Raw genomic sequence first — 13,567 nt, forward strand, 5'->3', positions numbered from 1 at the left:
CCGTCCGGTCGACTGTGCACTGTGCTCGCCGCGGCTGACGATAGGGCTTCGATCGTTTCGAAGCGGAGCCCTCATGACGAACGACGCACGCGACACACGTGACGCAGGCTGGCCTGCGCGACCTCCGGTCCAGCCCGTCACCACGCAGGACGATATCGCCGACTCGCCGGCCGCTCGTCTTTTGCGAGACATCCTTCAGGACGCCGGCGCACGCCGCGCGTCGGACATTCACATCGAACCCGACGAGCATGGTTGGCGTGTGCGAATCCGTGTCGACGGCGTCTTGCACGTGCTGCCGCGGCCCGCAGCCATGCTGCGCGATGCGGTTGTCACGCGCATCAAGGTCCTGTCGCGCATCGATATCGCCGAGCGACGCGTGCCGCAGGATGGCCGGCTGCGTATCCGGACAAGCGCCACGGTGATCGATGAGTTCAGAGTCAGCACACTGCCGACCCTGTACGGCGAGAAGCTCGTGTTGCGACGGCTCGACACGCTCCCCGGGAACCTGAGCCTGCAAGCGCTCGGCTTCGAGCCTGAGCACGAAACCATCGTGTCGAGAACGCTGAGTGCCCCCCATGGTCTGCTGCTTGTCACGGGGCCGACCGGGAGCGGCAAGACGGTATCGCTCTACGGCTTCATGCATGCGTTGAACAACATCGCTTCGAATATCTGCACCGTGGAGGACCCCGCCGAGCTTCAGCTTGCGGGCGTCAATCAGGTGCCGATCTGCGAAAAGGCGGGGCTCAGCTTCGCCGTCGCATTGCGCGCGCTGCTGCGACAGGATCCTGACGTCATCATGGTCGGCGAGATCCGCGATCGCGATACCGCTGACGTCGCGGTCAAGGCGGCGCATACGGGCCATCTCGTCCTGTCGACGCTGCATACCAATGACGCACCGTCGACGCTCGCCCGCCTGCTCAATATCGGCATCGAGCCGCACAACCTCGCCGCGGCGATCCGCCTGATCACGGCGCAACGACTCGTGCGACGTCTCTGCCCGGCCTGCAAAGTGCCCTATCGACCGCATCGAGACGTGCTCCGCGCCGCGGGCTACTCCGATGCCATCATCGAACGCGGAACCCCGCTGCACCGCGCGGGCGGATGCGACGAGTGTCACCGGATCGGATACAAAGGGCGCGTCGGCGTGCATCAGGTGATGCCGATCTCGGCTTCGCTGCGAGACCGCATCATCGAACGAGCGAGCGTGCGGTCGCTGACCGTCCAGGCAAGCGCCGAGGGCATTGCGTCCCTGCGCGATGCGGCACTCGTCAAGGTGCTGCGCGGCGAGACATCGCTCGAAGCGGCATTGAGTGCGACGGAGTTCGATCTGTGAGCCGACTCGCCCCGACGAAGTCAGCGCTGCCTCGCACACCGGATGTGACGCCCGATCTTCGCGAACGACATACGCCAGAGGCGTCGGATCTGCCGCGTCGGCGAGAGACGCTCGATGCGAGCATCACACCGGTACGAAATGCGCCGTCAACGCTGGCGTCAGGGAACCGTCGTCCGGACCGGGCAGGCACGCCGCGCGCCGTCAAACCCGCACATCTCACGGCGTCGCTGCGTCAATTCGCCAGTCTGCTCAATGCGGGGCTGCCGCTGATCGCTGCGCTCGACGTACTCGAAGCCGGTGCGCCGCGTCCGGCGGTGAGTGCGTTGCTGTCCGCGGTGCGCCGGGATGTCACACAGGGCGTCGCGTTGAGTCACGCGCTGGCACGTCATCCACGTTGGCTGGACGAGCAGCACCGTGCACTGATCGCCGTCGGCGAGGCATCGGGGTCACTTGCGGCCGTGCTGCTGCGTATCGCAGACGAACGAAGCAGGGCTGCCGCTCAACGCGCCAGACTTCGTGCTGCCCTTACCTACCCGACCTGTCTGCTGGTCTTCGCCCTCACTGTCGTCACCGTACTCGCCCGGTGGGTCATACCGACGTTCGAAGAGATCTTCGCGAGCTTCAACGCGGCGCTGCCGCCGGCGACCCAGGCGGTCATCGAAGGCTCTCACGCGATCGCATCCGGTTTGCCCTATGGTTTGGGCGGAGTCATCGCCGCCTACTGTGCGTGGGCCGCGATGCTTCGCCGCAGTCGGAAGCTCCGCGATACGTGCGCGCGACACGTACTGATCGTGCCGTTGATCGGCGCGTTCATTGCCCGACGCTGTGTCGCACGGTGGTGTCGGGCGCTCGGTATCCTGCTTCACGCGGGCGTCCCGCTCGCGGATGCGCTCGATATCCTGTCGAGAACAAGCGGGCATCCGTCGTTCGACCGGGCCACCGCAGACGCGAGCGCGCGCATCCGGCGTGGCGAGCGCTTGTCCTTCGCGCTGGCAAGTTGCTCGACCGGCACCGCGCGGCCGGCATTTCCGCCTTCGATCGTCGGGCCCGTTGCCATTGCAGAGCAGACCGGCGCGCTCGATGCGGTGCTCATGGACCTCGCCGACATGGCCGATCACGACCTCGATGCGCAAATCGCAAGCGTGCTGAGTCTTCTCGAACCCGCCTTGGTCGCCGTGCTTGGCCTGCTGATTGGCGGCATCGTGCTGACGCTCTATCTGCCGATCATTGAGCTCGGGCATGCGGTCTGATCCGGATACGATATCAACGTCCGCACGGCTGGTGTAGCATGGGCGGCCACCGAGCGCCCCACCCAGCCATCGCCGCTGCCCTTTTCACGCGCTCGACCAACCAGACTCAAGACGATGCTGAACGGGTTGTTTTCTCTGTTCGACGGATTCGCATTGCTGCCGCCCCCGGCGCAATATGCGTTCGTCATCGCTTTCGGTCTCGTGATCGGCAGCTTCGTCACGGTGGTCGTTCATCGACTCCCGATCATGCTCGAGCGTGACTGGCAAACCACAGTCGAAGCGTATCTCGAAGAGATACAGACCGGTGAGGCAAGCCTGACGAGCGACGAACCCACATCATCGTCGGCGCCGAGGTCATCGGCGTCCGCGTCCTTCGGCTCGTCCGTGTCGTCGATTGTCTCCACGGCGCCTGCGTCATCCACCACATCTGAGCCATCTGCTTCCGCATCACAGACGTCATCAACGTCAATCGGAGGATCCGCCGCGCCCACCGCGCCCGCCTTCAACCTGATGCATCCGGGTTCGCGCTGCGACGCATGCGGCCATGTCCTGCGCCCCTGGGAAAACATCCCGGTAATCAGTTACCTCGCCCTGCGCGGCCGTTGCAGCGCCTGCCACGCACCGATTCCGGCGCGCTATCCGCTCATCGAGCTCGTCACCGGTCTGCTCGCCGCCCTCGCCTGGTGGCGGTTCGGCCCCGGCTGGACCGCTGTGTTCGCCTTCGGATTCGCTGCCGTTGCACTCGCCCTCACTTGCATCGACTGGCAGACCCGCCTCCTTCCCGATTCGATCACGCTGCCGCTTCTGTGGGCCGGCCTGATCGTGAATCTCGGGCCGACGTTCACAACGCTGGCCGATGCCGTCATCGGTGCGGCAGCGGGCTACGCATTCCTCTGGCTTATTTACTGGGGCTTCTGGTGGTTGCGCAGAGTCGAGGGCATTGGCCTGGGCGACCTCAAGCTCTTCGCAGCAATCGGTGCGTGGCTCGGTTGGGGGGCGCTCGTTCAGGTGCTGGTGCTCGCTTCGCTGTCCGGCGCGGCCGTTGGCCTCGCGCTGCTCGCCCTGCGACGCCTTCGCCGGGACGAACCGCTGGCGTTCGGACCGTTCCTTGCGATCGCCGCATGCATCACGCTGTTTGCCGGTACGCCGCTGTGGCCCGCGATGGCACTGCACGGTACGCCCGGATTCGGCGGCTAACAATGGCCAACCGCTCCGGAGACGCGCCCCGCAACATGTTTTCCGTTGGCCTGACGGGCGGCATCGGCAGCGGGAAAACACTGGTCGCGGATCGCCTCGGGGCGCTCGGCGCGACGATCATCGACACCGACCTGATCGCGCACGCGCTCACCGCCCCGGGCGGCGCGGCGATGCCCGCGATCGAACGTGACTTCGGCCCGGAGTACGTGACGCCTGAAGGCGCGCTCGACCGTGCGCGCATGCGCACGCTGGTCTTCGGCAACGAGGGGGCGCGGCGCAAGCTCGAAGCGATTACCCACCCACTTATCCGGGCGGCGAGCAATGCTGCCGCCGAGGCCGCAACCGGCGCCTATCGCGTCTTTGTGGTTCCGCTACTGGTGGAATCGGGCGACGAGGGGCGTTGGCGCAGTCGCGTCGACCGCGTCCTCGTCGTCGACTGCACGCCCGAAACGCAGATCGGGCGCGTCATGTCGCGCAACGGCTTCACACGCGAACAGGTCGAAGCCATCATCGCGCGTCAGGCGTCGAGATCGGCGCGGCTTGCGGCGGCCGACGACGTGATCGACAACGATCATGCAACCCGTGAAGCGATTTATGCCGAGGTCGACGCGTTGCACGGACGCTATCTCTTGCTCGCTCAAGCGCATTAGGCTCGCGCCGTCGTTGCGACCAGAGCACGGGCAGCATTAGAATGACAAAACTTTTCAACCCGGTCCCGGCAAAGGCGAGCATTGATCCTCTACGAGTATCCGTTCAACGAGCGAATCCGAACGCTGTTGCGGCTCGAAGATCTGTTCGACCGCTTCTCTTTCTTCCTGCATCAGGAAGACCCGCGCGAGCACCACGTCGCGCTGACGACGCTATTCGAAATCTCGGAAGTGGCGGGACGCTCCGATCTCAAATCGGACCTGCTCAAGGAACTTGAGCGGCAGCGCGTCACGCTTGCGCCGTTTCGCAACAACCCCGAGATCGAGCAGTCGACGCTTGAAGTCGTGCTCGGAGAAATCGAGGGCACGCTTGCGAATCTGAACCAGATGCAGGGCAAGTCGACTCAGCATCTGGCCGAAAACGAGTGGCTCACGAGCATCCGCAGCCGCGCGATCATTCCGGGCGGCACCTGCCGCTTCGACCTGCCGTCCTACTACGCATGGCAACAGCTGCCGGTTGAGCAACGCCGCCAGGACATCGCCAAATGGGTGATGCCCATGCTGCCGTTGCGCGACGCGGCCGCGATCGTCCTGCGCCTCGCGCGCGAGTCGGGTCAATCGGCGAAGGTTATGGCGGTGCAAGGGAGCTATCAGCAAATGCTCTCGGGCAGGACCTATCATCTGATGCAGGTCCGTGTCCCCGTCGAAGCGCGCGTGATTCCCGAGGCGAGCGCGAATAAATATATGCTGTGGGTCAGATTCACGACTCAAGGCGGCGATCTTCGCCCGCGCGCGGTCGATAGCGACATTCCATTCGAACTGACACTCTGCACGCTGTAAGCGCGCAGCGCACCGGGGCGATGCCCCTCGCGCCCTTGCGCGCCGCTTGCCGGCGACTCTCGAGCGAGAGATCCAGCTATGACAACTTTCGTGAACTGCCCGACCTGCGACAAGAAAGTCGAATGGTCGGAGCAAAACAAATATCGCCCGTTCTGCTCCGAACGATGCAAACAGATCGACCTCGGCGCCTGGGCGGCCGAAAAATATACGATCCCCGGCAAAACCGGTGAAGGTCTGCCGGACGATCCGGAGCATAAAGATTTGAATTAGGCCGTTCAGCCCTGCTTCAGCCAGTCAAGCACGGGAATCGTTGCCGGCAGTAGCGGATCGACCGTGATCGGCTGCTGCTGCCACGAGAACGCCTGACCCTCGCGACCGACCAGCTCGCCTTCCCACGTGCGGACCTTGCAGAAATACAGCCGCACATAGGCGTGCGGATAGTCGTGTTCAAGCACGCGCCAGCGTTCGCAATCGCCGATGGTGATGCCGAGCTCCTCATGGAGCTCGCGCCCGAGCGCGGCTTCGACCGACTCACCCTTTTCGAGCTTGCCGCCCGGAAACTCCCAATACCCCGCGTACGGCTTGCCGTCCGGTCGCTGCGCAAGCAGAAACTGCCCATCCGGCTTCACCAGAATACCGACCGCCACCTCGGTGACGGGCCGGCCATCCGCGGCGACATCGCGCGCGGCGTCGGAAGTACCGTTAGCCGCAGCCCCCGCCGCGGCCACCTCTCGTGCATCGCTCATCGCTTAACCCTGTGCACGCCCGGACCAGTCACGCGCGAACTGCCACGCCACCCGTCCCGACCGCGATCCGCGCTCGAGCGCCCAGATCAGCGCATCGCCGCGCGCCGCTTCGACATCTGCATCGCTGCGACCGAAGTGTTTCATCCAGTGCGAGACGATCGCCAGGTAATCGTCCTGCTTGAACGGATAGAAGCTCACCCACAGGCCAAACCGCTCGGACAGCGAGATCTTCTCTTCGATCACTTCGCCGGGATGAATCTCGCCGTCGCTCGTGTGCTTGTACGTCTCGTTGTCGCTCATGTACTCGGGCAACAGATGGCGCCGGTTCGACGTCGCATAGATCAGCACATTGTCCGACTGCGCGGCGACCGAGCCGTCGAGTGCGACCTTGAGCGCCTTGTATCCCGACTCACCCTCTTCGAACGACAGGTCGTCGCAAAACACGATAAATCGTTCGGGTCGACCCCCGATCTGATCGACGATATCGCCGAGATCGTGAAGATCGTCCTTGTCGACCTCGATAAGCCGCAGGCCCTGATCCTTGAACGCGTTGAGGCACGCCTTGATCAGCGACGATTTGCCGGTGCCCCGTGCGCCGGTCAGCAGCACGTTGTTCGCCGGCTGGCCGTTCACGAACTGCCGCGTGTTCTGCTCGATCAGCTGCTTCTGGCGCTCGATGTTCTGCAGATCGTCGAGCGCGATCGCCGAGGTGTTCGGCACGGCCTGAAGGAAGCCGCGTCCCTGACGCGTGCGCCAGCGAAACGCCACCGCCGAATCCCACGCGACATCGGGCGCCGCGGGCGGCAGCAGCGATTCGACGCGTGCGAGCAGTTGCTCGGCACGCGCGAGAAATTGTTCAAGCTTGTCCATCGAATTTGAAACCCGGTATCCGTAGCCCGATGCGCTCGGGCTGATGGTCAGGAGCGGTAATCGGCGTTGATGCTCACATAGTCGTGCGAGAGATCGCACGTCCAGATCGTCGCCTCCGCCTGCCCGCGCCCAAGGCGCAGACGCACGGTGATTTCCGCTTGCTTCATGACGCGCTGGCCGTCTTCTTCACGGTAGTCGGGGTTGCGACCGCCGTTCCTCGCCACATGCACGTCGTCGAGGTACAGATCGATCCGGCTGACGTCGAGATCGTCGACGCCCGCATAGCCGACCGCGGCCAGGATACGGCCGAGGTTCGGGTCCGATGCAAAGAAGGCCGTTTTGACGAGCGGCGAATGCGCGATCGAGTATCCGATCTTGCGGCATTCTTCGACGTCGCGGCCATCTTCGACCTGAATGGTGATGAATTTGGTTGCGCCTTCGGCGTCGCGCACGATCAGCTGCGACAGCGTCTGCGCGTGGGCGGTGACTGCGTCGCGCAGTGCCGCGTACGACGGATCGTTCGTCGAAGCGATCTCGGGCAACGACGAACGGCCCGACGCCATGACGATAAACGAGTCGTTGGTCGACGTATCGCCATCGACGGTCACGCAGTTGAACGAACGGTCAGCCACGTATTTCACGAGCTCGTCGAGCACCGGCTGCGCGATCTTCGCATCGAGGGCGAGAAAGCCGAGCATCGTGGCCATATTGGGCTTGATCATGCCCGCGCCCTTGCTGATGCCCGTCATCGTGACGGTATGTCCGTTGATCGTGACCTGCTTCGACGCGACCTTCGGCAAGGTGTCGGTCGTCATGATCGATTGCGCCGCGAGAAACCAGTTCGCCGCGTCGCGATGCGCGAGCGCATCGGGCAGCGCCGCCTTGAGACGGTCGAGCGGCAGCGGTTCGAGAATCACGCCCGTCGAGAACGGCAGGATCTGCTCGGCCTTGAACCCCGTCAGCCGGGCAAGCTCCGCGCACGTCGCACGAGCGTCAGCCAGCCCCGGTTCGCCGGTGCCGGCATTGGCATTGCCGGTGTTGACCACGAGCGCGCGAATGCCGCCCGCCGCCGGCGCCTTGGCAAGGTGCTCGCGGCAGACGATGACGGGTGCTGCGCAGAAACGATTCTTCGTAAACACGCCCGCGACCGTCGTGCCCTCGTCGAGCGAGATCACGAGCACGTCCTTGCGGTTGGGCTTGCGAATATTGCCTTCGGCCCAGCCAAGTGTCACACCGGCGACAGGCTGAAGTTGGGCGGGATCGATCGAGGGGAAATTGACGGGCATCGTTGTGCGCTTCGATTCGAACGGACCGCGTCCGCCGAACGACGGCACGGCCCTGGGAGGAAAACCCGCGGCGTGGCTGCGGGGGAGGTTCAGCCGATCTCGGATCGGCACAAGCCCCGCGCCGGGCGGGGCTTGCTCAGGATCATGCCAGCTTACCGTGACACTGCTTGTACTTCTTGCCGCTGCCGCACGGGCACGGATCGTTGCGTCCGACCTTCGGCAGCGCAACGCGCGGTTCGGTGCCGGCCGCTGCTGCGTGATCGCTGCCTGCCGCAACGGCTGCCGCAGCCGCACCGGCCGATACCGCTGCGACGGCGACCGAATCGTCAGATTCGACGGCCGTGCCCGCTTCGTTGTACTCGGCGTGCTGATAGTGCACGTTCTCGAGCCGGCCGCCATTTTCTTCGAGGTCGTCCGCCACGTCTTCGAGCTGCTGAGCCGACTGGATCTGCACGTTCATCACGATGCGCGTGACTTCGAGCTTGATCGAGTCGAGCAGCGCCGCGAACAGTTCGAACGCTTCGCGCTTGTATTCCTGCTTCGGGTTCTTCTGCGCATAGCCGCGCAGATGGATCCCCTGACGCAGATGGTCGAGCGCGGCGAGGTGCTCACGCCAGTTGCGATCGAGCGTCTGCAGCATGATCGAGCGCTCGAAGTTGCTGAAGCCCTCGCGGCCGATCAGCCCAACCTTCGAATCGTACGATTGCTCGGCGGAGGCGCTCACGAGTTCGACGATTTCCTCGTCGTCGATCGTTTCGGCGCCTTCCACATGCGAGGCCAGCGGCACGTCGAGCTGCCACTCGTCGCGCAGCAACTGCTCGAGACCCGGCAGGTTCCACTGTTCTTCGATCGAACCTTCGGGCACGTAGTTACGCGTCATTTCGGCAAACACGGCCTGACGCATCGCAGCGATCGTTTCCGAAATATCGGTCGCTTCGAGCAGTTCGTTACGCTGCTGGTAGATCACCTTGCGCTGATCGTTCGAGACGTCGTCATATTCGAGCAGCTGCTTGCGGATGTCGAAGTTGCGGGCCTCGACCTTGCGCTGCGCCGACTCGATCGAGCGCGACACGATGCCCGCTTCGATCGCTTCGCCTTCCGGCATCTTGAGGCGATCCATGATCGCGCGCACGCGGTCACCCGCGAAAATGCGCAGCAGCGGATCCTCGAGCGAGAGGTAGAAACGCGACGAACCCGGGTCACCCTGACGACCTGAACGGCCGCGCAGCTGGTTGTCGATCCGGCGTGATTCGTGACGTTCGGTACCGATGATATGCAGACCGCCGGCCGCCTTCACCTGGTCGTGCAGCGTCTGCCACTCGTCATGCAGCTTCTGGATCCGCGCCGGCTTCTGGTCCGCAGGGATCGCCTCGTCGGCTTCGATAAACGCTGCCTGCTTCTCGACGTTGCCGCCGAGCACGATGTCGGTACCGCGGCCTGCCATGTTCGTCGCGATCGTGATCATCTTGGGCCGGCCGGCCTGCGCAATGATCTCGGCTTCGCGCTGGTGCTGCTTCGCGTTGAGCACCTGGTGCGGCAGCTTGGCCTGATTCAGCAGACCCGACAGCAGTTCCGAGTTTTCGATCGACGTCGTGCCGACGAGCACCGGCTGGCCGCGCTCGTAGCAATCGCGAATGTCGTTGATGACCGCGTTGTAGCGCTCGCGTGCCGACTTGTAGATCTGGTCCTGCTTGTCGATCCGCTTGGGCGGACGGTTCGTCGGGATCACGACGGTCTCGAGACCGTAGATTTCCTGGAATTCGTACGCTTCCGTATCGGCCGTGCCGGTCATGCCCGACAGCTTGCCGTACATGCGGAAGTAGTTCTGGAACGTGATCGATGCGAGCGTCTGGTTCTCGTGCTGGATCTGCACGCTTTCCTTGGCTTCCACGGCCTGGTGCAGGCCTTCGGACCAGCGCCGGCCCGCCATCAGACGGCCCGTGAACTCGTCGACGATGACGACTTCGCCGTTCTGCACGACGTAGTGCTGGTCGCGGTAGAACAGCGTGTGCGCGCGCAATGCAGCGTACACGTGGTGCATCAGCGTGATGTTCTGCGGCGCGTAGAGGCTTTCGCCCTCGCCGATCAGGCCCCACTGCGCGAGCAGCGCTTCGGCCTTCTCGTGACCGCGCTCGGTCAGGAACACCTGACGCGCCTTCTCGTCGAGTGTGTAGTCACCCGGGACTTCGACGCCCGTGCCGTCGGCCTTTTCTTCGCCGATCTGACGTTCGAGCTGCGCGGGCAGCGCGTTCATCTTGATGTACAGCTCGGTGTGATCTTCGGCCTGACCCGAAATGATCAGCGGCGTACGCGCTTCGTCGATCAGGATCGAGTCCACTTCGTCGACGATCGCGAAGTTCAGCGCTCGCTGAACCCGCTGCGTCGTGTCGTACACCATGTTGTCGCGCAGATAGTCGAAGCCGAACTCGTTGTTCGTGCCGTACGTAATATCCGCGCCGTAGGCCTGCTGCTTCTGGTCGTGCTCCATCTGCGACAGGTTGATACCGACGCTGAGCCCGAGGAAGTTATAGAGGCGCGCCATCCATTCGGCATCGCGCTGCGCGAGGTAATCGTTCACGGTCACGACGTGCACGCCATGACCCGAAAGCGCATTCAGATAGGCTGCAAGCGTTGCAACGAGCGTCTTGCCTTCACCGGTGCGCATTTCAGCGATCTTGCCGTAGTGAAGCACCATCCCGCCGATGAGCTGCACATCGAAGTGGCGCATCTTGAGCACGCGACGGCTTGCTTCGCGGCACACGGCAAAGGCTTCCGGCAACAACCGGTCGAGCGTTTCGCCCGATGCGACACGCTGACGGAACTCGACTGTCTTTGCGCTCAGTTGATCGTCGCTGAGTTGCTCCATCTGCGACTCGAGCGCATTGATCGCGACGACATTTTTCTGATATTGCTTGATCAGTCGCTGGTTACGACTGCCAAAGAGCTTTTTAAGAACACCGGAAATCATCGGATCGTCTGCGTCGTGGCGCGCCTTCGCGCCCCGCCGGCTTGGCCTCGGGGTTTGCAAAAGCGGGATTTTATCACGCCAACCCCTCCGGGCTTCGCGTCAGAGCCGCGAAACCACGGGGGTTCGGGCAAGACGTTGCCTTTCGGGACGGCACTGGCTATTACAATGATTGCATCCTTCGAAATTTCAAGAATTCGCAGCTCGCGTCATGCCTGATCCTACGAATATGCGGCCGCCGCGCCGCACGCACGCCTCGGCGCGCAAGCCGTCGGCGCGCGCGGTCGGCGATCTGCTCGGCGAAACCGACGCGCTTGCCGCGCTGCGGGCCGGCGTCCGCCAGGTCGCGGCGCTCGAGCGCGACCTGAGTGCGATCTTGCCCGACTATCTTGCGCCCCATGTGACGGTCGGCACAATCAAGGGCGAGATGCTGACGATTTTCGCGGCACACAGCGCACTGGCGGCCCGATTGCGTCATCTGGAGCGCGGCCTCGTGCAATCGCTGCAACAACGGGGCTGGCCGGTCAGCGGCTTCAAGGTCAAGGTGAAACCCGAAGCGCCGCGCGAAGCGAGCGTCAAGCAGGCACGGGTATCGGCCGCCGGCGTCCAGTGCCTGAGCGAACTGGCCGGCAATCTCGAACCGTCGCCGCTGCGCGACGCCCTGGAACGCATGGTGGCCCGGCACGCCGGAAACACACCTAAATAATCGGCGAAACGGCCTCAATGCGCATGGCGGGGTGGCTGGATACCCATTCATCATGGGGTGAATATCGCCCTATATCCGGTAAATAAGGCCGGAAAAGCCGCGTTTCCTGATCAACCTGGCATTCAGAAAAATATTGGCCATTAAAACAAAATGCCTCGCGAGTGCGAGGCATTTTGTTTTGTACGGTACTGCGGATAGAGCCCTTACCGCGCGCTCACCAATTGCTCATCGAGTGCCTACGCCGTACTCACCGAGGCAGAAGCGAATATCAGGCAAATACCGCTTGTGCGTCGTATTCAAAGCCACGCGGTGCTGTCTGCGCGTCTTCGAACGTGACAATCTCGTAGGCATCTTCGCGCTTGAGCAATTCGCGCAGCAAGGCGTTGTTCAGGCCATGGCCCGACTTGTAGGCGGTGTACGACGCGAGCAGCGGGTGGCCGATCACGTAGAGATCGCCGATCGCGTCGAGCATCTTGTGCTTCGCGAACTCGTCGTTATAGCGCAGGCCGTCGTTATTCAGGATCCGGTATTCGTCGAGCACGATCGCATTTTCCATGCTGCCGCCGCGCGCCAGGCCGATCTCGCGCAGCTGCTCGAACTCGTGGGCAAAACCGAACGTCCGCGCACGCGAGATTTCACGCACGTACGACGTATCGGCGAAATCGACTTCACATTCCTGGCCCGTGCGATCCACGGCCGGGTGACGGAAGTCGATCCGGAACTTGAGGTGAAAACCGAAGTACGGATCAAGGCGCGCGAATTTGTCGCCTTCGCGAATCTCGACGGGCTTCGTGACCTTGATGAACTTCTTCGCTGCGTCCTGCTGCTCGATGCCCGCCGACTGGATCAGGAACACGAACGACGCTGCGCTGCCGTCCATGATCGGGATTTCTTCGGCAGTCACGTCGACGTACATATTGTCGATACCGAGGCCGGCGCAAGCCGACATCAGATGTTCGACGGTCGAGACACGTGCACCATCGCGTTGCAGCACGGAAGCAAGTCGCGTATCGCCGATGCTGTCCGCACGAGCTGGAATCTCGACAGGCTGAGGCAGATCGACGCGCGTAAAGACGATGCCGGTATCAGGGCCCGCGGGGCGCAGTGTCAATTCGACCTTGCGACCCGAATGGATCCCGATGCCGACCGTTTTGACGATCGATTTGATGGTTCGCTGCTTCAGCATGTCGGACTCTAAGACTCTATAAATTATCGCAATCGCGACCGATTACTTAATAGGCTCGAGTATAACCTATTCGGATAAAGCCGCCGTTTCCAACTGTTTCCCGGCATTACGACAGGCGCGTGACAGTCATGCATCGACTGATCGGCCTGCTGGGCTGCCGGCATCTGCCTGACTACGGCCGCTCAACCACCTGCTTTCCTCGCCTCTCACTACCACCTGCACCAGCCCGGCCCGCAAGCCTGGCGGCGTATTGCGCCGGCCGCCCGAACGGAGGCACGTCGGACGGCCGGACACTTCTTCTGATGCAAAACTTCACGTCACCGAGAGAGCAGCAAGCTCCATACCGTGCGGCAACCCCGGGGCTGGCCCGAGACACACCGCTGGCAGCGGGATTTCCCCCGCGAGTCTTACCCGTTCCCGCACCCTGCCCGAGGCGCAAGACCGTCGCTGTTCACGATGCCCGGCGTGCGGCGTCCCCGGCGACTCCGCAACACCCCTCGTCGGGCGACACGTCTTCCCGCAGCCTCAAAGGCCGCGTCGA

12 protein-coding genes are annotated in these 13,567 nt (G+C 63.4%); 7 read left to right on the forward strand and 5 right to left on the reverse strand.

Annotated features, from left to right (window positions below; genetic code table 11):
- Positions 1-73: 73 nt before the first annotated feature.
- From ACMFWR_RS17530 to yacG, 6 genes are all read left to right on the forward strand, one after another.
- Positions 74-1,333 (forward strand): GspE/PulE family protein, encoded by a 1,260-nt coding sequence (locus tag ACMFWR_RS17530; RefSeq protein WP_413192863.1) that lies wholly within the window; start codon positions 74-76, stop codon positions 1,331-1,333.
- Positions 1,330-2,583, forward strand: a complete 1,254-nt coding sequence (locus ACMFWR_RS17535; RefSeq protein WP_413192864.1) for a type II secretion system F family protein — start codon at positions 1,330-1,332, stop codon at positions 2,581-2,583. The genes ACMFWR_RS17530 and ACMFWR_RS17535 overlap by 4 nt, the downstream gene beginning before the upstream one ends.
- A gap of 114 nt (positions 2,584-2,697) precedes the next feature.
- Entirely contained in the window at positions 2,698-3,780 is a 1,083-nt protein-coding gene (locus ACMFWR_RS17540) for a prepilin peptidase (protein ID WP_413192865.1), read from the forward strand.
- 35 nt (positions 3,781-3,815) lie between these two features.
- Positions 3,816-4,430 (forward strand): dephospho-CoA kinase, encoded by a 615-nt coding sequence (gene coaE, locus ACMFWR_RS17545; protein ID WP_413194946.1) that lies wholly within the window; start codon positions 3,816-3,818, stop codon positions 4,428-4,430.
- 81 nt (positions 4,431-4,511) lie between these two features.
- Positions 4,512-5,267 (forward strand): cell division protein ZapD, encoded by a 756-nt coding sequence (gene zapD, locus ACMFWR_RS17550; protein WP_413192866.1) that lies wholly within the window; start codon positions 4,512-4,514, stop codon positions 5,265-5,267.
- 78 nt (positions 5,268-5,345) lie between these two features.
- Positions 5,346-5,537, forward strand: a complete 192-nt coding sequence (yacG, locus tag ACMFWR_RS17555) for a DNA gyrase inhibitor YacG (protein WP_413192867.1) — start codon at positions 5,346-5,348, stop codon at positions 5,535-5,537.
- Between the two features lie 5 nt (positions 5,538-5,542).
- On the opposite strand, the gene ACMFWR_RS17560 is transcribed toward yacG, so the two are convergent.
- The 4 genes from ACMFWR_RS17560 to secA all read right to left on the reverse strand — a co-directional run bounded on the left by ACMFWR_RS17560 (position 5,543) and on the right by secA (position 11,137).
- Positions 5,543-6,013, reverse strand: a complete 471-nt coding sequence (locus tag ACMFWR_RS17560; RefSeq protein WP_413192868.1) for an NUDIX domain-containing protein — start codon at positions 6,011-6,013, stop codon at positions 5,543-5,545.
- Positions 6,014-6,016: 3 nt separating this feature from the next.
- Complete coding sequence (locus tag ACMFWR_RS17565; RefSeq protein WP_413192869.1) at positions 6,017-6,883, reverse strand: ATP-binding protein; 867 nt, start codon at positions 6,881-6,883, stop codon at positions 6,017-6,019.
- Between the two features lie 47 nt (positions 6,884-6,930).
- On the reverse strand, positions 6,931-8,169 hold the full coding sequence (gene argJ / locus ACMFWR_RS17570) for a bifunctional glutamate N-acetyltransferase/amino-acid acetyltransferase ArgJ (RefSeq protein WP_413192870.1): 1,239 nt from the start codon (positions 8,167-8,169) through the stop codon (positions 6,931-6,933).
- A 142-nt stretch (positions 8,170-8,311) separates the two neighbouring features.
- Positions 8,312-11,137 (reverse strand): preprotein translocase subunit SecA, encoded by a 2,826-nt coding sequence (secA, locus tag ACMFWR_RS17575; protein WP_413192871.1) that lies wholly within the window; start codon positions 11,135-11,137, stop codon positions 8,312-8,314.
- Between the two features lie 226 nt (positions 11,138-11,363).
- On the opposite strand from secA, the gene ACMFWR_RS17580 reads away from it, so the two are divergent.
- The gene (locus tag ACMFWR_RS17580; protein ID WP_413192872.1) at positions 11,364-11,840 is read left to right on the forward strand and encodes a DciA family protein; all 477 of its coding nucleotides are present in this window, start codon (positions 11,364-11,366) and stop codon (positions 11,838-11,840) included.
- A 268-nt stretch (positions 11,841-12,108) separates the two neighbouring features.
- On the opposite strand, the gene lpxC is transcribed toward ACMFWR_RS17580, so the two are convergent.
- A complete protein-coding gene (lpxC, locus tag ACMFWR_RS17585) occupies positions 12,109-13,026 on the reverse strand; it encodes a UDP-3-O-acyl-N-acetylglucosamine deacetylase (protein ID WP_413192873.1) in 918 nt (305 codons plus the stop codon).
- Positions 13,027-13,567: the final 541 nt, after the last annotated feature.

It is taken from the genome of Pararobbsia alpina, from assembly GCF_965118125.1.
GTDB lineage: Bacteria > Pseudomonadota > Gammaproteobacteria > Burkholderiales > Burkholderiaceae > Pararobbsia > Pararobbsia alpina_A.

What these genes read in the sequence shown, in the direction of transcription:
- secA (WP_413192871.1), bottom strand. Translation starts at nt 11,137, where the DNA reads ATGATTTCCGGTGTTCTTAAAAAGCTCTTTGGCAGTCGTAACCAGCGA.
- ACMFWR_RS17580 (WP_413192872.1), top strand. Translation starts at nt 11,364, where the DNA reads ATGCGGCCGCCGCGCCGCACGCACGCCTCGGCGCGCAAGCCGTCGGCG.
- coaE (WP_413194946.1), top strand. Translation starts at nt 3,816, where the DNA reads ATGTTTTCCGTTGGCCTGACGGGCGGCATCGGCAGCGGGAAAACACTG.
- argJ (WP_413192870.1), bottom strand. Translation starts at nt 8,169, where the DNA reads ATGCCCGTCAATTTCCCCTCGATCGATCCCGCCCAACTTCAGCCTGTC.
- ACMFWR_RS17565 (WP_413192869.1), bottom strand. Translation starts at nt 6,883, where the DNA reads ATGGACAAGCTTGAACAATTTCTCGCGCGTGCCGAGCAACTGCTCGCA.
- ACMFWR_RS17530 (WP_413192863.1), top strand. Translation starts at nt 74, where the DNA reads ATGACGAACGACGCACGCGACACACGTGACGCAGGCTGGCCTGCGCGA.
- ACMFWR_RS17540 (WP_413192865.1), top strand. Translation starts at nt 2,698, where the DNA reads ATGCTGAACGGGTTGTTTTCTCTGTTCGACGGATTCGCATTGCTGCCG.
- lpxC (WP_413192873.1), bottom strand. Translation starts at nt 13,026, where the DNA reads ATGCTGAAGCAGCGAACCATCAAATCGATCGTCAAAACGGTCGGCATC.
- yacG (WP_413192867.1), top strand. Translation starts at nt 5,346, where the DNA reads ATGACAACTTTCGTGAACTGCCCGACCTGCGACAAGAAAGTCGAATGG.
- ACMFWR_RS17560 (WP_413192868.1), bottom strand. Translation starts at nt 6,013, where the DNA reads ATGAGCGATGCACGAGAGGTGGCCGCGGCGGGGGCTGCGGCTAACGGT.